Origin of the sequence: Frondihabitans sp. PAMC 28766, from assembly GCF_001577365.1 — a bacterium.
GTDB lineage: Bacteria > Actinomycetota > Actinomycetes > Actinomycetales > Microbacteriaceae > Frondihabitans.
In genome coordinates, this window is the sequence record NZ_CP014513.1 from 1,955,542 (window position 1) to 1,974,164 (window position 18,623).

Here is an 18,623-nt window from a genome sequence, read left to right on the forward strand (position 1 = left end):
GGATCCTGTCGAAGAGGACGGGGCTCGGGTCAGACGGCGCGGTCGGGCCCGGCGGCGGGGGGAGCGGAGTCGGTGATCATCGCGCCTCCCTCGAGAGCGGTGGTCGGGGGGACGGCTGCGACGGCGTCGTGATCCTGCGCCCACTGACGGGTGTCGTCGCGCGGTTCGAAGCCGATCGCTCGGCCCTCCGAGAGGTCGAACCATGAGGGGAAGTTGTCGCTCATACCCCAGACGATGCGGTGGCCGGGCTCGTCGAGGGCGGCTGTGGCCTCGATGAGGCGACCGAAGTCGGCCGGGGACAGCCAGGTCGCGAGCGGGCGACCTTCGTCGCGGAGGTCGGGCTCGTCGAGGAACGAGCCGATGCGCGCCGAGACGATCGTCATGCCGTAGCGGTCGGCGAAGAGGCTGCCGAGCGCCTCGAGCGTGACCTTGCCGACGCCGTAGTAGCTGTCGGGTCGCGGCTGCGGCACCCTGACGCCCGCCAGCTCGTCGACCGTCGAATAACCCACCGCGTGGTTCGACGACGCCAGCAGCACTCGTGTCACCCCGGCGTCGTGGGCCGCCTCGAGGGTCTTCTGGGTGCCGTCGATATTGAGGCTCAGGATCTCGGGCCACGAGACGCCCCCGGGATGCCCGGCCAGGTGCACCACCAGGTCCGCGCCCTGGAAGACGTCGCGCAGGGCGGCCACGTCGAAGACCGACACCTCGGCGAACGACTCGCCGGCCTCGAGCGGCCTCGACGGCCGAACGATGTCGAGCAGCACCACCTCACGGCCGGCCCGACGCAAGAAGGGGCGGACGGAGGTGGCGATGCGACTCGACCCACCCGTGATCACGATTCTCGGCACATCGGGGTCTGGCAGCACGTCTTCAGGCACGCCTCCGATCCTCCCACGCGGTGCGGCCCGCCGCCGTGGGCGATCGGCACTCGCGGAGAGACCGCCTGTCGTGACGCGAGACGGCCTGGCGTGACGCAAGACGGCCTGTCGTGACGCGAGAACGGCCTGGCGTGACGCGAGCACGGTGCCGGGCAGACGGGGCGCGCCACCTCGCCGGCCGGGCCTGCCGCGGCACGTGCGGGCACCCGAGACGAGCGTGAGATCGCACTTGGGCCCCGCTGAGGCCAGCGGGGCGGGCCGAATCGTGATCTCGCGCACTCTGGCGCTGGCCGCGCGGTCGACGCGCCCGGTCGCTGGCCCCGGTTTCGACTGGGGCACCTCGGGTCGCACGGCCTAGCGTGAGGGCATGAGCGTGCAGGTGACGACCCAGGCCAACCCTTCCTCCGCCGACGTGGCGGTGATCCTGCCCGGCTCGGGCTACACGGTGCAGGCGCCGCTGCTCTCGTGGCCCGCGCGGATGCTCGCCCAGCGCGGCTGGCAGGTGCGCGGGGTGGGGTGGGAGATCGACGAGGCGGCGCAGCAGGATCCCGAGGCCTTCGTCGAGCAGGCCGCGAGCGTCGCATTCGCGGCAGCGCCCGAGGGCGGGCGCCGGCTGATCGTCGCGAAGTCGTTCGGCTCGTTCGCGCTGCCGTGGGCACGCCGCGAGGGGGTGCCAGGCGTCTGGCTCACCCCTGTCGTGACATCGCCCGTCGTGCAGCAGGCGCTGCGCTCGGCGACGCCGGGCGACCTCGCCATCGGCGGCGACGCCGACCCTCTCGGGCTGCCCGAGCGTCTCGCCGGGACGCGCGCGCGAACCATCACGGTGCCCGGCGCCGACCACTCGCTGGAGGTCGCCGGCGGCTGGCGTGCGTCACTGAGCGTGCAGTCGGCGGTCTTCGACGAGGTCGAGGCGCACCTCGACGACCTCTGACCCACCGCCTCGTCTCGTCAGCTCGAGGCTGACGAGGTCGCAGCCAGGATCTGCTCGGCTGCGACCGTCACGGCGGCTCGAATCGCGTCGTCGTGCTCGAGGCCCGGCGCGACGAGAGCCAGCGCGTCGGCGACCGTCGCCGACGGCGGGAGAGCCGCGGCCCCCGCGTCCGACACGAGTGACGGCTGACGAGTGAGGTGAAGCCACCAGGCAGCCAGTGCCGTTGCGGCTCCGTCGCCGATCGTGTCGCCTCGAGCGAGTCGACGCCGCAGCGGGTCGACGATGCGGACGGGCAGCTTGACCGAGCCGTCGGAGGCGATCTGGCGCAGGCGGTGGCGGATCCGGGGGTTCGTGAAGCGCTCGCGCAGCGACGCTCGGGCGTCGGCGATCTCGACGGCGGGCAGAGGCAGTTCGGCCGCGGCTTCGTCCCAGAGCCGCTCGAGGGGGCCGGTGCAGCGCGGGTCGCCCATGGCATCGTCGATCGTCTCGTGCCCGAGGGCGAGGCCGAGGTAGGCCAGCAGCGAGTGCCCGGCGTTGAGGAGCCACAGCTTCCGCTGCTCGTACGGCACGAGGTCGTCGACGAAGCGGGCGCCTGCGGTCTCCCACGCGGGGCGCCCCGCCGGGAAGTCGCCCGACAGCACCCACTCGGCGAACGGCTCGGCGACGACCACGGCGGCATCGTCGAACCCGGTCAGCGCCGTCGCATCCGCCCGGTCGGTCTCGGTGGTCGCGGGCGTGATCCGGTCGACCATCGAGGAGACGAACGACACGGTCTCCTGGATCCAGGTGGCGAGCGGAGGGTCTGCGGTCGCAGCCAGCGAGAGCACGACGTCGCGCACCACCTGCCCGTTGTCCGTGAGGTTGTCGCAGCACACCACGGCCAGCGGGCCGCCCGCGGCCTCGTGTCGGGCCCGCAGCCCGTCGACGAGTCGGCCCGGCGCCGTGATGCAGGCCGTCGACGAGGTCTCGCCGCGAAGGAGAGCCAGGTCGCCTGCGACGTCCGCAGCTCGAAAGTCGATGCCGCCGTCGGCCGCGCGATGGTAGGCGGCCTCGGTCACCGTCAGAGTGACGACTGCTGTTCGGGGGTCGGCGATGGCCTCTCGCCAGCGCGCGCCGTCGGCTCCGTCGTGGACGGCGACGAGAGCGTCGACGAACTCGGCGCTGTCGCCTTCGGCAGCGCGGGTGATCAGCGTGTAGACGGCGTTCTGCCGGGCGAGAAGCGCGGCCTGATCGGGTCGGCGGCCGGTGAAGGCGGTGATGCCCCACGGCTCTCCGTCAGACTCGGCGTGCTGCGTGAACCACGCCTGGTGCGAGCGGTGGAAGGCGCCGAGGCCGAGGTGGACGACACCCGGGACGCGTTCGTCCCGCACCTGATCCTGGGCGTCGGTCAGCGCCCCGATCCCGACCAGTGGTGCATCCCCGATCCCGACGAGCGGCGCGTCGGCGTCAGACATCGACTCCCACCAACGCCTTCACGAACGCCAGGTTGTCGCGGGTCCGCTCTTCCAGGGGCAGATCGGTCGAGAAGTCTTCGAGGGTCACCCATCCGTCGTACCCGTGTGCGCGGAGATCGGTCAGGTACTGCCCGACGTCGGCCTGCCCGTCTCGAAGCGTCGCCCACTCGTGGTGCCAGACCAGAGATCCCGCTGCAGTGCGCGAGCCGTCGGTGACCCAGCGGGCGTTCTTCACGTGGACATGGGCGAGATGGTCGCCGAGGATCTCGAACGCACTGGTGTGACGCTCGAACCCCTCGATGACGAGGTTGCCGAGGTCGTGGATGACGCCGACGTGAACCGGGTCCAGCCCCTCCAGCAGCCGACGGGCGGCCGACGCCGACGGGGTGATGGTCTCGTGGTGGAGCTCGACGAGCACCTTCACTCCCAGCGGGGCGGCGACGCCGATCGCGCGCTCGAGGTCGCCGCGCGTGCGCTCGAGCGCCACCGGATACGGCTCGCCGGAGTCGCTTCGCGGCATGGCCACGCGCACCTGGGTCGCGCCCATCGCGGCGGCGCCTCGCAGCACCCGGTCGACATCGTCGTGTTCGAAGGCCTTGGCGTATCCCGCCACGCCCGAGATCGACAGACCCGCGTCGCGGACCATCGATCCGATGCCCGGAGCGTCGTCCTCGACGGTCGACAGAGGCAGCGTCGCCAGGTTGCCGGCCCAGAAGCCGGGCTCGCCCGTGGCCGACGGCTGCTGGTCGAGGACGCGCCACTCGATGCCGTCCCACCCCTGGGCCGCCAGCTTCTCGACGGCGACCGCCGGTGACCACGACGGCGTCGACGCCGTGAACACGGAGAACCTCATGGGCGCACCCCCACGGTGACGTCCTGGTCGTCCAGGGCCCCGGTGAGGACGTCGTCGACGAGCACCGGCCGCCCGAGCGTGGCCGAGACGTAGATCGCCTTGACCGTCGCCAACGACAACAGGGCGTCGTCGACCGTGACGCCGGGCGGAGTGCCCGCGCGGATCGCGCGGGAGATGTCGTCGTACTGGCGCGCGTGCCCGCGGAGGAAGTGATCCTGCTCGGCCGGCCCGCCGACGAGCTGATCGTCGGGCAGGAGATCCGTCGCCTGGTTGGCTGTGTCGAGGGCCGCCTGCGGCCCGGTCTCGGCGTCGGGCGAGGCGACGTGGAAGTACTCGAGGCGATCGTCGGTCACGACCCCGGAGCCGGTGTCGCCGTGCACCTGGAGGCGGGTCGAGAGGCCCGGGTACGCCGCGGTCGTGGCGTGGATGACGGCGAGGGCTCCCGACTCGAACCGCACGGTCGCCACCGCGACGTCTTCGACCTCGATCCGCTCGTGGGCGAGGAGGCCGGTCTGCGCGCTGATCTCGACCGGGCGTCCGAGCATCCAGACGAGCAGGTCGACGTTGTGCACGCCCTGATTCATGACGGCGCCGCCGCCGTCGAGGGCCCAGGTGCCACGCCAGTCGCCGGAGTCGTAATAGCCCTGGCTCCGCCACCATGCCACCGAGGCCAGCCCCGACGAGATCCTGCCGAAGCGCCCGGCGTGCGCGGCCTCGGCGACGACCCGGTTCGCAGGATCGAAGCGGTGCTGGCTGATCACGGACACCATCAGGCCCTGCGGTGCGGCGGCCGAGGCGAGCTCGGAGATGCGGCGCGCGCTTTTCACGCTGACGTCGAGCGGCTTCTCGATGACGACGTGGCGGCCGGCCGCGAGGGCGGTCTCGGCGAGCGACACGTGGAGCCCGCTGGGGGAGCAGACGACGACGACGTCGATCTCGGCGCCCTCGAGGGCGGCTTCGAGCGAGTCCGTCACCAGCGGGCGGGGAGCGCCCGACGCGGCGACCTCGTCGGCGAGGCCGACGGCCGCGGGCAGGACGGCGTCCACCGCGGCGGTGACGACGAAGTCGGGGTGGCCGACGAGGACGCGCGCGTGGTGGCGCCCGATGATGCCGCAGCCGACGACGGCTGCTCTGAGGGGTGCGGTGGTCATCTGGTCTGGACTCCGATCCGATCGGTGAGTGTCGCGAAGGCTCGGGCGGCACGCCCGAATTCGGCAGGCCCCGAGAAGCCGCCGAGAGCATTGGTGTCTGCCAGGTGCGGCTCGAGTGACGCGAAGCCGTCGTAGCCGCGGTCGCGGAGCGCGGTGACGGTCTCGAGGAGCTCTCCGTCTCCAGACCCGGCGGGCACCACCTGCCCGGTGGCGGCCACAGCATCCTTGACCTGCAGGTAGTCGACGTACTCGTGCAGGAGCGGCCAGGCCTCGGTGAACGGCTTCACCCCGCACTGCACGAAGTTGGCGTTGTCCCACGCGAGGCGGAGGGCGCTCGACCCGACGGACTCGACGATGTCGAGCACGCGCGACGGGATGTCGCCGAAGATCTCCTTCTCGTTCTCGTGGAGCAGGATCACGCCCTCTCGTTCGGCGAGATCGGCGAGCGCGCGCATCCGCACCAGGACGTCGTCGCGGATGAGGTCGGGATCCTGCCCCTCGCCCGGATAGAACGAAAAGATCCGCACATAACGGCACTCCAGCGCGTGGGCTGCGTCGATGGCCTTCGCCAGGCGGCCGAGCTCGTGGTCGACCGGGAGGGCGACGGGCACCTTGCCGATCGGCGACGCGATCGCCGACACCCCGGTCTCTCGGCGGTCGAGAACGGTCTTCAGCTCGGTCAGCTGCGACGGGCTGAAGTCCACGACGTTGGTACCCCACGCGCCGCGGACTTCGATGTGTCGCGCGCCGAGCGAGTTGAGCACCGCGGTCTGGACGACCGGATCGTCGTCGATCTCGTCACCGAACCCGGACAGGGTCCAGGTGAGTGTCTGGGTGGATGTGGTCATTTGACGCCTCCTGCTGTGAGGCCACCGACGAGGTAGCGCTGGAAGATGAGATAGAGGACGACGACGGGCACGGCGCAGACGAGCGCTGCCGCCATCATCTGCCCGTAGACCGGGAGCGCACCACCCTCCTGGGTGGCCCCGAAGACCTCGAGGGCGACGGCCGCCGTCCGCGTGTTCGGGGTGGTCATGATCGACGCGAACAGAACGTCGTTCCAGCCGAGCAGGAACGCGAAGATGCCCGAGACGACGATCCCGGGCCACGACAGCGGCACGACGATGCGGGTGAGGATCCGCCACGACGACGCCCCGTCGATCCTGGCGGCCTCTTCGAGCTCGCGGGGGAGCCCCCGGAGGTAGGTCACCATCACCCAGGTCGAGAACGGCAGGGCGAAGGTGAGGTACGTGATGAACAGGCCCCAGCGGGTTCCGACGACCTGCACGCCCGTCGCGGTCGCGAAGCTCGAGAAGAGCACGAACACCGGAAGGAGCAGCAGCGTGCCCGGGATCGACTGAAGCGCCAGCAGACCGCGGAGGAACGTCAACCGGCCCCGGAAGTCGAAGCGGACGAGCACGTACGCCGTCGCGACGGCGACGAACGCGCAGACGACGGCGACGGATCCCGCCACGACGATGCTGTTCGCCAGCCCCCGGCCGAGGGCGACGGTCGTCCAGATCTTCGAGTAGTTCGTGAGCGTGAAGGCGCTCGGCCAGAAGTCGCCGCTCGCCACGCCGATGTCGGAGTTCACCGACGCCAGGAGGATGTAGACCACCGGCACCAGCACGAAGACGAGCAGCACGGCGATGATTCCGATCAGAAGGCCGCGAGGGAGCAGGCGTGTGACGTCCGTCCGGCGCCCTCGGGCAGTCAGAGTGCTCATCGTCCGGCCTCCTCGCCCGTGTCGAGCCGAACGGCCCGCAGATAGATGAACAGCGGAATGGCGACGATCACGAGAGACACGATCGCCATCGCCGCCGAGAGCCCGAAGCGGAAGCTCTGGAAGCTCTCGATGTACGTGAGCACCGGGAGAACCTGCACGCTGTTCGGCGTCGGCACCCCGAAGAGCACGAACGGAAGGGTGAAGTTGTTGATGCTGTGCAGGATCGAGATGATGACCGCGAGCGACACCGGGCCTTTCAGATACGGCAGGATCACGTAGCGCAGCTTCGCCCACCACAGAGCCCCGTCGATCGCCGCCGCCTCGTGCACCTCGTTCTCGACCGCCTGCAGGCCTGCGAGCGACAAGAGGTAGACGAACGGCCACGACGACCAGATCGCCACGAAGACCAGCACTCCGAAGCTGTGCGGCCCGTTCAGCCAGAGGCCGCCGTCGAGCCCGAACACGCCCAGAGCGTGGTTCGCGATCCCGTCCGGCTGCAGGATGGTCCGCCAGACCGACGCCACGACGAAGGCCGGCAGCACGTAGGGGATCAGGAACACCGATCGCACGACGGCTCGGCCCCGGAAGACGTTCTGCGTCGCGAGCGCCGCCACCACGCCGATCGGCAGAGTGACCGCCGTGACGATCAGAGCGAAGCTCACGCTGATGCCGATCGACGACAGCAGACCCGAGCCGGTCAGCGCCTCTGCGTAGTTCTGGACCCCCACGAACGGAGCCGAGAACCAGGATCGCAGCGTGTAGGCGTTCAGGTTCAGCAGTGACAGCACGATGCCGATCAGCAGCGGGATCAGGATCACTAGCGCCATCAGGACGCCGCCCGGGAGGAGCATCCAGAGCGGACGACCCCGGGTGCTCAGTCGTCTCCGTCTGCCGACCGGAGGCGTCGGTGCGGCCGGATTCGGCGCTCGCCGCTTCGTGGTCTCGAGAATTCTCGTCATGATCGTCCCTTACTCGGGCTGCTGGGCGAGCGCTTGGGCGGCCGACTGCTGGGCGATCGCCAGCTGCTGGCCGATCTGCGCCTTCGAGATCGACCCGGCTTTGAGCGCAGGAATGCTCTGCGTATTGATGTTCACCAGGGCGAGCTGGATGTCGCTCCAGGCGCCGGTGAACGGGGTGGGGACCGATTCGTCGGCGGCCCGCACGATCGGGGTGAGGTCGGGCTCCTGCTTCTGCAGCTCGTCGGCCGCCGCCTGGTTGGTCGGGAGCTGGCCGAAGGTCTTGTAGAAGTCGAGCTGCTCCTGCTTGGCGGTCACCTGCTTGACGTAGGCGAACGCCAGCGCCTGATTCTTCGAGTAGTTCGCCACGACGAGGTTGTCACCCGACAGGATGCTCGCGGCCGCGACGCCGCCGGCGGGGCGAGCGGTCTTGCCCGGCGGGATCGTCGGCATGACCGCGTAGGCGTACTTGCCCGCGACGGCCGACTTGTCGAGCGAGGGCTTCGTCGCCGCCGTCGTCATCGGCAGGTATGCCGCCTTGCCGGAGGCGAAGGCCGCGAGTGCCTGCGCATTGTTCCAGCCGACGGCCTTCGGGTCGACGACGTGGTCTTTCGTCATCCAGCCGAAGTACGTCTGGTACGCCTCCTTCATGGCCGCCGAGTCGATGGTGGCCTTGCCGTTCTTCACAGTCGGGTTGCCGGCCTCCGCGGCCATGGCCCAGGTGTACTTGTAGGGCGAGGCCGGGTCGGCGTAGTCGGTGCTGATGCCGTAGACGCCCTTGCCCGTCAGCTTCTTCGCCTGCTTCGTGAACTCGTCCCAGGTGGTGGCCGGGTGTGTGATGCCGGCCTTCTTCAGGAGGTCCTTGTTGTAGGCCATCACGTAGGGGCGGCTCGCGACGGGGATACCGATCTGGTCTTTCTCGCTGGGGCCCGAGATACCGAGGTCGGCCTGCTTGAACTTGCTGCGACCGCCGATGGACTTCCAGTCGGCGGCGCTGAGCTTCACGAAGGCCCCGAGTGAATAGGCGGTCGGCGTGAACGTGGTGCCGATGCTGTAGACATCGGGCCCCTGGCCGGAGATGACGGACGTCTGGATCCGGGTCAGCTCGTCGGCCGGGGACGCGTACGTGTCGAATTTCAGCGTCGCTCCGGTCGTCTTCGTGAATTCGGCAGCCATCTGCGCCTGCCACTCCTTCTGCTGCTGGGGTAGACCGTGTCGACCCCGGTGAGGACGTTGAGCGTCTGGCCCGCGCCGTCGATCCTGCCGTCGGCGCCCACCGTGGCGCCCCTGGTCGCGGCACAGCCCGAGAGGGCCATGGTCACCACGGCGGCAGTCGCAGTGACCGCCGCGAGAGTTCGAGGTCTCATCTGTCTCCTCCTTGAAACGATGCCCCGACCCTAGAAGCGTGGCAAATTAGCGGCAATTGTTTGCCACTAATTTGCCAACATTGCTAAATTCGGCCGCATGACGGATTCCGTTCGTCGCAAAGCCGCGACCCTGAGCGACGTCGCCGACATGCTCGGCCTCGCCCCTTCCACGATCTCCCGAGCTCTCACGACGCCCGACCGGGTGAACAGCGCGACCCGCGAGCGGATCGAAAGGGCGGCCGCCGACATCGGCTACGTCTCGCCTCGAGCGGCAGCCTCGACGGCGAGCAGGACACGAGCGGTGGCCGTCCTCGTCTCCGACATCACGAATCCGTTCTTCTTCGGCATCATCCGAGGCACACAGATGCAGCTCAAGGCAGCCGGCTACCGGCAGATCCTCGTCGACACGGAGGAGTCAGGCGAGCTCGAGGCGGCGACCCTGACCGCGCTCGGAACGAGCGCCGTCGGCGCCGTCGTCACCGCGTCCCGACTCCCCGATGCCGACCTCGCCGCGTTCGCCGACACACTGCCGCTCGTCGCCATCAACAGGCGCCCGGACGGCGTGCCGAACATTCTGATCGACACCCCGGGCGGTGTCGCACAGGCTCTCGAGCACCTCTACTCGCTGGGTCATCGCGAGATCGTCTACGTCTCGGGCCCGGTCAGCTCGTGGTCGAACGAACGCCGCTGGAAGGCTCTCGAGCGCAGCGCCGAGCACCTGGGCATCACGCCCCAGCGAGTCGGCCCGTTCACCCCCACGACGGCCGCGGGGGCGATCGCCGCCGACGTCGCGCTGACGACCGGTGCCACCGCGTGCATCGTGTTCAACGACCTGATCGCGATCGGCATGCTCTCCCGGCTTCGCGAACGCGGCATCGGCGTGCCGGGCGACATCAGCATCGTGGGCTGCGACGACATCTTCGGCGCCGACTTCTGCAACCCTCCGCTCACGACGCTGCACGCGCCGATCGAGCGCGCCGGCCGGGTCGCGGTCTCGATGCTCCTCGCCCGGATCGACGCCGGCACCGGCGACACCTCCGAGCGGCAGTCGGTCCTCCTGCCGACGACTCTCACCGTCCGGTCGACGACCGGGCCGGCTCCTACCCGAAAGGCCCGACGATGACGTCCCTCGCACCCCACCCGGATCGGCTCCTTCCGGCCGATCCGGCAACTCGTGCCCTCGCGCGCGACATCTACTCGTCCGTTCGGGAGGCGCCGATCCTGTCGCCCCACGGGCACGTGGACGCCTCGATCCTCGTCGAGAACGCCCCCTTCGACGACCCCGCCGCGCTCTTGATCACGCCCGACCACTACGTTCTGCGACTGCTGCACGCCGTCGGGGTGCCGCTCGAGCAGCTCGGAGTGGAGGCCCGCGACGGGTCGGCGACCACGGCCGACGGCCGGGAGATCTGGCGAGCCCTGGCAAGCCACTGGGACGTCTTCCTCGGCACACCGGTGCGGTACTGGTTCGAGACCGAGCTGCACGACGTCTTCGGCCTCACCGAGCACCCGTCGGCAGCGAACGCCGACACACAGTACGACCAGCTCGCAGCCGCCCTGCAGGCACCGTCGATGCGGCCACGGGCCCTCTTCGACGCCTTCCGGATCGAGGTGCTGGCGACCACCGATGATCCTGCCTCGGATCTGGCCGCGCATGCGGCCCTCCGCGACGACCCGACGTTCTCCGGTCGGGTCCTGCCGACCTTCCGGGCCGACAGCTACTACGACCCGGCCCGGCCCGAGTGGCGCTCGTCGGTGGAGCACCTGGCTTCCGTGGCAGGGGTCGACACCACGACGCACGCCGGCCTGCTCGAGGCCCTGCGGTCGCGGCGTGAGCACTTCATCCGGCACGGGGCCACCGCGTCGGACACGGGGGTGCCGGATGCCGGGTCGGAGCCCCTCGACGCCTCCGACGCCGCGCGTATCCACGACGCCGCACTGCGCGGAACCGTGTCGACAGCCGACGCTGCCGCGTACCGGCGCACGATGCTGTTCGAGAGCGCAAAGATGGCGGCCGACGACGGCCTGGTGATGCAGCTGCACCCCGGGATCCTGCGCAATCACCACCGCCCGACCCTCGAGCGCTTCGGGCCCGACGTCGGCGACGACCTGCCCCTGATCAGCTCGTCGTACACCGAGCCTCTGCGGCCGATCTTAGAGGCGTTCGGCACGCACCCGCGGTTCAGGATGGTCCTCTTCACCGTGGACGAGACCGTGTTCACCCGGGAGATCGGCCCGCTGGCAGGGTTCTACCTGTCGGTCTACGCCGGGGCGCCGTGGTGGTTCATCGACACGCCCGCCGCGATCCGTCGGTACCGCGAGGCCATCACCGACTCGGTCGGATTCACGAAGACCTCCGGGTTCATCGACGACACGCGCGCCTTCTGTTCCATCCCGGCACGACACGACATGTCGCGCCGAGTCGACGCGGGCTATCTCGCCTCGCTCGTCGTGACGCACCAGATCAGCGAGGACGATGCCCATCGTGTGGCGCACGACCTCGTCGACACCATTCCGCGGGCGACCTTCCGCCTCTGAGGGCCGGCAGCTGCCTGCTACTTCTTCGCCTGCAGCTGCTCTTTCACCTTGCGGCGGATGACCTTGCCGACCAGCGAGCGCGGCAGGTCGTTCACCACGACGATGCGACGCGGCACCTTGTAGGCGGCGAGGTTGTCGCGGGCGAACTGGCGGAGGGCGTCCTCGTCGAGCTCCATGCCCTTCGTGACGACGACCGCCGCGGTGACCTGCTCGGCGGCGCTCGTGCCGAGCCCGACCACGGCGACGTCCTCGACCCCGGCGAACTGGCGCAGGGTGTCTTCGACCTCGGAGGGGCTCACGTTGAAGCCGCCCGAGATGATGAGGTCTTTGATGCGATCGACGATGGTGACGAAGCCGTCGTCGGCGATGGTGACGATGTCGCCGGTGCGGAACCAGCCGTCGACGAACACCTCGGCCGTCTCTTCGGGGCGGTGGTAGTAGCCGCTGAACACCTGGGGGCCGCGCACGATCAGCTCGCCGCGCTCGCCGCGGGGGACGTCGACGGTGGGGTTGTCGGGGTCGACGGCGCGAGCCTCGGTGCTCGACATCGGGAGGCCCACTGATCCTGCCCGCCGGTTGTCGGAGACCGGGTTGGCCATCAGGATCGGGGACGTCTCGCTGAGCCCGTAGCCCTCGATCAGCCATCCGCCCGAACGCGCCTCCCACGGCTCGACGACGCTCGCCGAAAGCGGCATGGCCCCGAGATCGCGATGTCGATGCCCTTGAGCGACACTCCGGCGTCGTCCGCGGCGCGCTGGAGCCGCTGGTAGATCGGCGGCACGGCCGGCAGGAAGGTCGGCGGGTGCGCCTTCATCGCCTTGAGCACCAGCGACGGCTCGAAGGCCGGGAAGAGCACGAGGCGCGCGCCCATCCGCATGGCGAAGGTGAGGCAGAGCGTGAGGCCGTAGGCGTGGAACATCGGCAGGATCGCGTAGACGACCGTCTGGCCCTCTTTGATCTGCGGGATCCACGCGCGGGCCTGCTCGGCGTTCGAGAGCAGGTTGCCGTGCGTCAGCATGGCGCCCTTGGGGCTGCCGGTCGTGCCCGAGGTGTACTGGATGAGCGCGAGATCGCTCGTCTCGGGGCGCGGGTGAGCGGGGTCGATGCGGGGGCTCGAGACGATCTCCTCCCATGTCGTCGTGCCGGTTACCTTCGTGGTGAGGCGGTTGCGGGATTCGCGCGCCTTCTTGATCGGCAGCTTGAGCTGCAGCTGCATGACGAAGGGCATAGCCTTGGTAACGTCCATCGACACGATGCCGTCGATCGGCACGCTGGCGGGGAACTTCTGGATGGTCGCGACGACCTTGTCCCACGCGATGGCCCAGCGGGCGTTGTGATCCTCGAACTGGTGCTGCAGCTCGCGCGGCGTGTAGAGCGGGTTGTGCTCGACGACGATGGCGCCGAGCCGCAGCACCGCGTAGAACGCGACGACGTGCTGAGGGGAGTTCGGCAGGATCAGCGCGACCGTGTCGCCCTTCTTCACCCCGAGCTTGCGGAGGCCCTCGGCCGCCCGCTGGATCTGCTCGACCATCTGCTCGTAGCTCGTCTCGGCCCCGAAGTATTCGAGGGCCGTGGCCTTCGGGTACTTCTCGGCCGTGTTGCGGACGAGGTCGATGAGCGAACCCGTGGCGGGCTCGATGTCGTGGGGGATGCCCTCGGCGTAGGAGTCAAGCCAGGGACGAGCGCTGTCGATGGTCACCAGGCCACTCTAGAAGGAACGGGGCGCGGGGGCTGAACGCGGGCCTCCAGCGTGAGAGTTGAATCGTTGTGGAACATCCATCACGAGAAGGACATTCATCTTGAGCAAAGTCTGGTTCATCACCGGAGCATCAAAGGGATTCGGCCGCGAGTGGACGGAAGCCGCCCTCGACCGCGGCGACAGCGTCGCTGCGACCGCCCGCGACACCTCGACCCTCGACGACCTGGTCGCCAAGTATCCCGACCGCCTCCTGCCGCTGAAGCTCGACGTCGACATCCGCGACGACGACTTCGCCGCCATCAAGAGCGCGCACGACAAATTCGGTCGCCTCGACATCGTCATCAACAACGCCGGGTACGGCCACTTCGGCGCCATCGAAGAGCTCACCGAGAAAGAGGTGCGCGCTCAGCTCGAGACCAACCTCTTCGGAGCGCTCTGGGTGACGCAGGCCGCCCTCCCGATCCTGCGCGAGCAGGGCTCGGGCCACATCATCAACGTCTCCAGCATCGGCGGCATCACCGCGTTCCCGGGCATCGGCGCCTACCACATGTCAAAGTGGGCGCTCGAGGCGCTCGGCCAGTCGCTGTCGCAGGAGGTCGCGCACCTCGGCATCCACGTGACCACCATCGAGCCCGGCGGGTTCTCGACCGACTGGGCCGGCCCGTCGGCCAAGCACAGCGACGAGCTCGACGCGTACCAGCCCCTCCGCGACGCCCGCCAGAAGTCGCAGACCGGCGTCAAGCGCGGTGACCCCACCGCAACGGGCGCCGCAGTGCTGAAGATCGTCGACGCCGAGAAGCCGCCGCTGCGTGTCTTCTTCGGCGAATCGCCCCTCGGCACAGCGACCAAGGACTACGAGTCGCGGCTGGCGCTCTGGAACGAGTGGCAGCCCGTGGCTGTCGAAGCGCAGGGCTAGCCTCCGCTCACCGCGACAGGTTCTCAGGTGGCTGGCATTCACTGAGTGGATGCCAGCCATTTCGTCGTTGACGGAGCCCATCCGCTCGCGGCTCCAGTTCACCTTCAACGGGCAGCGCACCGGCACCCCGCAGTGGGTCACCGATCTCGAGCAGGGCGACGACCCCGGGTTCTTCGGCCCCGGAAGCGCCGTCTGGGCAGTGCACGGCGGCATGTCGACCATCCCCGCGGGCGTCCGTGCCCTGCTGGTCCAGGCGTTGCATCCTGGTGCCCTCGCGGGGGTCCACGACCACTCGCGCTACCGCGAAGACCCGCTGGGGCGACTCGCCGGCACCATCCGCTGGATCTTCACCGTCTCGTACGGCTCGCAGGAGGCCGCGACGCAGGCCTCGAACTGGGTGCTGCGGCTGCACGAGAAGGTCACGGGCTCGTACCTCGACCGCAATGGCGTCTCGCGCGACTATGCGGCCAACGATCCCGACCTCTTGTCGTGGGTGCACATGGCCTTCGCCGACTCGTTCCTCGCTGCCGCCATGGCCTGGGGTGCGCCGATCCCCGGCGGCCCCGACGCCTACGTGCGCGAATGGGCGACCGCCGGCGAGCTGATGGGGGTGCAGGATCCGCCCCGCTCGGTCGCTTCCATGCAGCGGAAGCTTCACGCATTCGACGAGGCTGGCATCCTCGAGCGCACTGCGCGCACCGACGACGTGGTGCGGTTCATCCGGCGCCCACCGCTCTTCCCCGTGCTGCGCGCCGGCTACCCGGTGCTCTTCGACGGCGCCGTCGGCACGCTCTCGCCGCGCTTCCGCGACCTGCTGGGCCTCCGCGCCCCGCACCTCGGGCCCGTCGCTCTGCCGACGCAGCCCGCCGCCGGCCTCATGCTCAAGGGCATCGGCCAGCTGCTCGGGGCCGAGCCCGCCGCGGCCACGGCCGCGCGCATCCGTCGCGCCCGCCTCGGCATCACTTGACCCGTCTCTGCTTCCGTTTTACCTATAGGCGAGCGTTTTCCGCACAGAAGTTTCCTGTCGGGAGCGCCGCACCTATAGGTAGAACGGCAGCGCCTGTCCCCTCCGTTTTACCTATTGGCGAGCGTTTTCCGCACAGAAGTTTCCTGTCGCGAAACGCCTGCCTATAGGTAGAACGGAGGGAGGGGGCTACTTCGGGAGGAGGCTCTCGCGCACCGTGCGGCGCAGCGTCCTGCCGATGAGGTTCTTCGGCAGCTCGTCGACGACGACGATGCGGCGCGGCACCTTGTAGGCGGCGAGTGTCTCGCGGCAGTGCGACCGCAGCGCCTCCTCGTCGAAGGTCGCGCCGGGTGCCAGGACGATGGCCGCGGTCACGTCTTCGCCGCCTTCCGCGATCGGCACGAGTCGCAGGCTCGCGCGTGTGCGCAGCGGCATCTCGCGAGTGCCGTCGACGCTGACGACGCGGTCGAAGCGAAGTTCGGCCGGTAGGTCGCCGAGGCGCTCGCCGAGCTTGTCCCAGGCGACCGCGACCGTCGCCCGGTGGTCGGCGAAGAGGTGCTTCAGCTCAGCCCCGGTGTAGAGCGGGTTGTGCTCGATGACGACGGCCCCGAGCCGCACCAGGGCCGCCGTCTCTCCGGCTGCGTCGACCCAGCAGACCGACAGAGCCTCCGTGGTCGGGGCAGCGACACTGTCAGGATCGCCGCGCCCCGGGCTGATAGACCAGTCGCGTGGGGCCTCGACCGCGGCCCGCAGAGAGAAGAGCATTGCGCGCGACCATCATGCACAACGACGGCTCCGTCACCAGCGAGACCGTCCCGGATCCTGTGATCGACCGCCCCACCGACGCGATCGTGCGGATCACCGCCTCGTGCATCTGCGGGTCCGACCTGCACCCCTACCACCGCGGCCTCGGCAAACTCGAGCAGAAGCGCGCCGGCCACGAGTTCATCGGCATCGTCGAGGAGGTCGGTGCCGACGTCGTCACGCTGACGAAGGGCGACTATGTGATCGCGCCCTTCAAGATCAGCGACGGCACCTGCGTCAACTGCCGGAACGGCGTCTACACCTCGTGCACGCATGGCGCCTGGTGGGGCGGAGACGACGACAACGGCCAGCCGGTCGACGGCGGACAGGGCGAGGCGGCGCGCGTTCCCTACGCCGACGGGACTCTCGTCAAGGTCGACCGCGAAGTCGACGACACCCTCGTGCCGCACCTGCTCGCGCTCTCGGATGTGATGGGCACCGGGCACCACGCGGCCGTCTCGGCCCGGGTCGGCCAGGGCTCGACCGTCGCCGTGATCGGCGACGGCGCCGTCGGTCTCAGCGGTGTGCTTGCAGCACGCCGCCTGGGCGCCGCCCGCATCGTGATGATGTCGAAGTACCCCGACCGCCAGGCGATGGCGACGTCGTTCGGTGCGACGGACATCGTGGCGACCCGCGGCGAGGAGGGGATCGCCTCCGTTCGCGATCTGTTCGACGGCGTCGGCGCGGACTCCGTGCTCGAATGCGTCGGATCCCAGGCCTCGATGGACCAGGCCGTGGGGGTGGCCCGGGCCGGCGGAGTCGTCGGCTACGTCGGCGCGCCCAGCGGGCAGTTCCCGACCCGGAAGCTGTTCGACGGCAACTTGACCTACTCGGGCGGTGTGGCGCCGGTGCGGAAGTACATCCCTGAGCTGCTCGACGAGATCCTGGCCGGAAAGCTGGCGCCGGGCTCCGTCTTCACGGACCGGCTGCCGCTGGCGTCGGTCGCCGAGGGCTATGCGGCGATGGACGAGCGCCGCGCGATCAAGGTGCTGCTCGAGCCGTAGGCCCGCCGGCCGGCGCTGCGCGTCAGCCGGCGTCGCGCCCCGTCAGCGCCAGCAGGCGCACCCGCAGCGGCGCGTCGTCGGCCACGGCCACGACCGGCGCGTAGAGGCCCGTCTGGGCGAGGTGGTCGGCCTGCGGCTCGAAGACGCCCCAGACGGCGTCGACCAGGTCGTCGTCGAGATCTTCGGCGGCGCCCGTCGCGCGAGCGAGATCCCAACTGTGGATCGTGACGTCGCCGGTGAGCTCTTCGAGGTAGTCGGAGGCGACCACCTCGTCGCGCTCGAGGTGCACGCTGCGCGTCAGGTCGGCGCGCTCGAACGCGGCGAGGGCGACTTTCGAGTGCCGGTGCCATTCGAGCGCGAGGTCGTCGCCGAGCGGCTCGATCTCGAGCCGGGCCTCGGCGTTGGTGCGGCCCTCGAGCAGCAGCGGAACCCACTGCTGGTCGTCGACGACGTGCGCCACGAGGTCGCGTACGCTCCAGTCGGTGTCGGGCGTCGGGGCGTCCCAGTCGGTGACGGCGGCGATGCGCGCGGCGAACTCGGAGTGGGCGGTGCGCAGCAGCGCGATCCAGTCGGTCATGGTGATCCTTTCGGCCGGGCTTGTGACAACGGTGGCACTGCTGGTGGTGTTCCCCGGTCGTGTTCGCTGGCGGCGGATCGGCGTGGCATCCTGTCACCATGACGCAGGATGCGAGCGCCCCTCGACCGCGAGCCCGGTGGGGCGGCCGTGTCGTGCTCGGTGTCGCGATCCTGTTGGTCGTCGCCGGCATCGCGTCGATCTGGCGTGCCGACTACCTCGCGTCGCGAGTGTCGTTCGGCTGGTTCGCTTACGCCCCGCTCTCCGACACGACGTTCACCCCCTCGAATGCGCCGCAGGTCGGGCTGGAGTGGGGCCTCGGTCTGCTCGGGGCCGGGCTCGTCGTGCTCGCGGTGCTGCTCGGGCGCGCCTGGCGCCGTCGTCACCCCGCGGCGCGGGCCGGGGTCGACGTCGCCCTCGGTGTCGCGGCGCTCGCCGCGGTCGTCGTCGGGGTCGGCCTGCACCACTGGGCGGTGTCGCACGTCTTCCTCGGCTGGGGCCAGGTGATTCCGCGCCGGTCGGCGGGCTATGTCGTGCTCACCGAGCAGCAGTTCTCTCTGCTGCAGAACCAGCTGTTCGGGCCGAGAGGCGTCGGCTTTGCGCTCGTCATGCTCGGGCTCGTGCTCGCCGCTGTCGCCGTCGGCCGCCGCTCGCCGGTAGCGCTGCGTCGGCCTAGCGTCGAAAATCGAGGAGATTCTGCGCCGACGGCGCCCGGATGCCAGTGAAACGCCTCGTCGCGGGCGGAATTCCTCGCAATTGAGAGGAGGTTGGGGGAAGGGGCAGAAGAGAGGGTGGGCGCGCGGGCACG

The 18,623-nt window shown here is 69.8% G+C and carries 18 protein-coding genes and 1 pseudogene; 7 read left to right on the top strand and 12 right to left on the bottom strand.

The window, feature by feature from the left end; all coding sequences use genetic code 11:
* Positions 1-29: 29 nt before the first annotated feature.
* Positions 30-878: an NAD(P)-dependent oxidoreductase gene (locus tag AX769_RS09515; RefSeq protein WP_066278554.1), complete on the bottom strand. Its 849-nt coding sequence runs from the start codon at positions 876-878 to the stop codon at positions 30-32.
* Between the two features lie 367 nt (positions 879-1,245).
* On the opposite strand from AX769_RS09515, the gene AX769_RS09520 reads away from it, so the two are divergent.
* Positions 1,246-1,809: an alpha/beta hydrolase gene (locus AX769_RS09520; RefSeq protein ID WP_066278557.1), complete on the top strand. Its 564-nt coding sequence runs from the start codon at positions 1,246-1,248 to the stop codon at positions 1,807-1,809.
* A 17-nt stretch (positions 1,810-1,826) separates the two neighbouring features.
* Here AX769_RS09520 and AX769_RS09525 read toward each other — a convergent pair whose 3' ends face one another.
* The 8 genes from AX769_RS09525 to AX769_RS25145 are packed head-to-tail and all read right to left on the bottom strand — an operon-like array spanning position 1,827 to position 9,316.
* Positions 1,827-3,263, bottom strand: coding sequence for a mannitol dehydrogenase family protein (locus AX769_RS09525; RefSeq protein WP_082763655.1), 1,437 nt, complete (start codon positions 3,261-3,263; stop codon positions 1,827-1,829).
* Entirely contained in the window at positions 3,256-4,116 is an 861-nt protein-coding gene (locus tag AX769_RS09530) for a sugar phosphate isomerase/epimerase (RefSeq protein WP_066278560.1), read from the bottom strand. Before AX769_RS09530 ends, AX769_RS09525 begins: the two co-directional genes overlap by 8 nt.
* Positions 4,113-5,267: a Gfo/Idh/MocA family protein gene (locus tag AX769_RS09535; protein ID WP_066278564.1), complete on the bottom strand. Its 1,155-nt coding sequence runs from the start codon at positions 5,265-5,267 to the stop codon at positions 4,113-4,115. Before AX769_RS09535 ends, AX769_RS09530 begins: the two co-directional genes overlap by 4 nt.
* Positions 5,264-6,115, bottom strand: a complete 852-nt coding sequence (locus tag AX769_RS09540) for a sugar phosphate isomerase/epimerase (RefSeq protein WP_066278567.1) — start codon at positions 6,113-6,115, stop codon at positions 5,264-5,266. Before AX769_RS09540 ends, AX769_RS09535 begins: the two co-directional genes overlap by 4 nt.
* Positions 6,112-6,993: a carbohydrate ABC transporter permease gene (locus AX769_RS09545; protein ID WP_066278570.1), complete on the bottom strand. Its 882-nt coding sequence runs from the start codon at positions 6,991-6,993 to the stop codon at positions 6,112-6,114. Before AX769_RS09545 ends, AX769_RS09540 begins: the two co-directional genes overlap by 4 nt.
* The gene (locus AX769_RS09550; protein WP_082763656.1) at positions 6,990-7,952 is read right to left on the bottom strand and encodes a carbohydrate ABC transporter permease; all 963 of its coding nucleotides are present in this window, start codon (positions 7,950-7,952) and stop codon (positions 6,990-6,992) included. The genes AX769_RS09545 and AX769_RS09550 overlap by 4 nt, the downstream gene beginning before the upstream one ends.
* 9 nt (positions 7,953-7,961) lie before the next feature.
* On the bottom strand, positions 7,962-9,125 hold the full coding sequence (locus AX769_RS09555) for an ABC transporter substrate-binding protein (protein WP_239451992.1): 1,164 nt from the start codon (positions 9,123-9,125) through the stop codon (positions 7,962-7,964).
* Complete coding sequence (locus tag AX769_RS25145; RefSeq protein WP_239451993.1) at positions 9,086-9,316, bottom strand: hypothetical protein; 231 nt, start codon at positions 9,314-9,316, stop codon at positions 9,086-9,088. Before AX769_RS25145 ends, AX769_RS09555 begins: the two co-directional genes overlap by 40 nt.
* Before the next feature lie 97 nt (positions 9,317-9,413).
* Between AX769_RS25145 and AX769_RS09560 the strand changes: the two genes are divergently transcribed.
* Both AX769_RS09560 and uxaC read left to right on the top strand, forming a co-directional pair.
* Entirely contained in the window at positions 9,414-10,439 is a 1,026-nt protein-coding gene (locus tag AX769_RS09560) for a LacI family DNA-binding transcriptional regulator (RefSeq protein WP_066278573.1), read from the top strand.
* Entirely contained in the window at positions 10,436-11,854 is a 1,419-nt protein-coding gene (uxaC, locus tag AX769_RS09565) for a glucuronate isomerase (protein WP_066278575.1), read from the top strand. The genes AX769_RS09560 and uxaC overlap by 4 nt, the downstream gene beginning before the upstream one ends.
* A gap of 17 nt (positions 11,855-11,871) precedes the next feature.
* Here the strand turns inward: uxaC and AX769_RS09570 are convergent.
* Positions 11,872-13,553: pseudogene (locus AX769_RS09570) on the bottom strand (long-chain-fatty-acid--CoA ligase).
* Between the two features lie 100 nt (positions 13,554-13,653).
* On the opposite strand from AX769_RS09570, the gene AX769_RS09575 reads away from it, so the two are divergent.
* Positions 13,654-14,469, top strand: a complete 816-nt coding sequence (locus AX769_RS09575) for an SDR family oxidoreductase (RefSeq protein WP_204249356.1) — start codon at positions 13,654-13,656, stop codon at positions 14,467-14,469.
* 49 nt (positions 14,470-14,518) lie between these two features.
* Entirely contained in the window at positions 14,519-15,436 is a 918-nt protein-coding gene (locus tag AX769_RS09580) for an oxygenase MpaB family protein (RefSeq protein WP_066278576.1), read from the top strand.
* A gap of 186 nt (positions 15,437-15,622) precedes the next feature.
* Here AX769_RS09580 and AX769_RS25980 read toward each other — a convergent pair whose 3' ends face one another.
* Positions 15,623-16,198: a hypothetical protein gene (locus AX769_RS25980; RefSeq protein WP_066278579.1), complete on the bottom strand. Its 576-nt coding sequence runs from the start codon at positions 16,196-16,198 to the stop codon at positions 15,623-15,625.
* Between AX769_RS25980 and AX769_RS09590 the strand changes: the two genes are divergently transcribed.
* Positions 16,198-17,241, top strand: coding sequence for a zinc-dependent alcohol dehydrogenase family protein (locus tag AX769_RS09590; protein WP_066278580.1), 1,044 nt, complete (start codon positions 16,198-16,200; stop codon positions 17,239-17,241). The genes AX769_RS25980 and AX769_RS09590 overlap by 1 nt on opposite strands.
* A gap of 22 nt (positions 17,242-17,263) precedes the next feature.
* On the opposite strand, the gene AX769_RS09595 is transcribed toward AX769_RS09590, so the two are convergent.
* Entirely contained in the window at positions 17,264-17,818 is a 555-nt protein-coding gene (locus tag AX769_RS09595; protein WP_066278582.1) for a TIGR03086 family metal-binding protein, read from the bottom strand.
* 98 nt (positions 17,819-17,916) lie between these two features.
* On the opposite strand from AX769_RS09595, the gene AX769_RS09600 reads away from it, so the two are divergent.
* Positions 17,917-18,540: a hypothetical protein gene (locus AX769_RS09600; protein WP_157887545.1), complete on the top strand. Its 624-nt coding sequence runs from the start codon at positions 17,917-17,919 to the stop codon at positions 18,538-18,540.
* Positions 18,541-18,623: the final 83 nt, after the last annotated feature.

Coding starts and splice junctions, on each gene's coding strand:
- AX769_RS09580 (WP_066278576.1), top strand. CDS start 14,519: ATGCCAGCCATTTCGTCGTTGACGGAGCCCATCCGCTCGCGGCTCCAG.
- AX769_RS25145 (WP_239451993.1), bottom strand. CDS start 9,316: ATGAGACCTCGAACTCTCGCGGCGGTCACTGCGACTGCCGCCGTGGTG.
- uxaC (WP_066278575.1), top strand. CDS start 10,436: ATGACGTCCCTCGCACCCCACCCGGATCGGCTCCTTCCGGCCGATCCG.
- AX769_RS09600 (WP_157887545.1), top strand. CDS start 17,917: ATGACGCAGGATGCGAGCGCCCCTCGACCGCGAGCCCGGTGGGGCGGC.
- AX769_RS09535 (WP_066278564.1), bottom strand. CDS start 5,267: ATGACCACCGCACCCCTCAGAGCAGCCGTCGTCGGCTGCGGCATCATC.
- AX769_RS09530 (WP_066278560.1), bottom strand. CDS start 4,116: ATGAGGTTCTCCGTGTTCACGGCGTCGACGCCGTCGTGGTCACCGGCG.
- AX769_RS09555 (WP_239451992.1), bottom strand. CDS start 9,125: ATGGCTGCCGAATTCACGAAGACGACCGGAGCGACGCTGAAATTCGAC.
- AX769_RS09545 (WP_066278570.1), bottom strand. CDS start 6,993: ATGAGCACTCTGACTGCCCGAGGGCGCCGGACGGACGTCACACGCCTG.
- AX769_RS09550 (WP_082763656.1), bottom strand. CDS start 7,952: ATGACGAGAATTCTCGAGACCACGAAGCGGCGAGCGCCGAATCCGGCC.
- AX769_RS09560 (WP_066278573.1), top strand. CDS start 9,414: ATGACGGATTCCGTTCGTCGCAAAGCCGCGACCCTGAGCGACGTCGCC.
- AX769_RS09525 (WP_082763655.1), bottom strand. CDS start 3,263: ATGTCTGACGCCGACGCGCCGCTCGTCGGGATCGGGGATGCACCACTG.
- AX769_RS09540 (WP_066278567.1), bottom strand. CDS start 6,115: ATGACCACATCCACCCAGACACTCACCTGGACCCTGTCCGGGTTCGGT.
- AX769_RS09595 (WP_066278582.1), bottom strand. CDS start 17,818: ATGACCGACTGGATCGCGCTGCTGCGCACCGCCCACTCCGAGTTCGCC.
- AX769_RS09520 (WP_066278557.1), top strand. CDS start 1,246: ATGAGCGTGCAGGTGACGACCCAGGCCAACCCTTCCTCCGCCGACGTG.
- AX769_RS25980 (WP_066278579.1), bottom strand. CDS start 16,198: ATGCTCTTCTCTCTGCGGGCCGCGGTCGAGGCCCCACGCGACTGGTCT.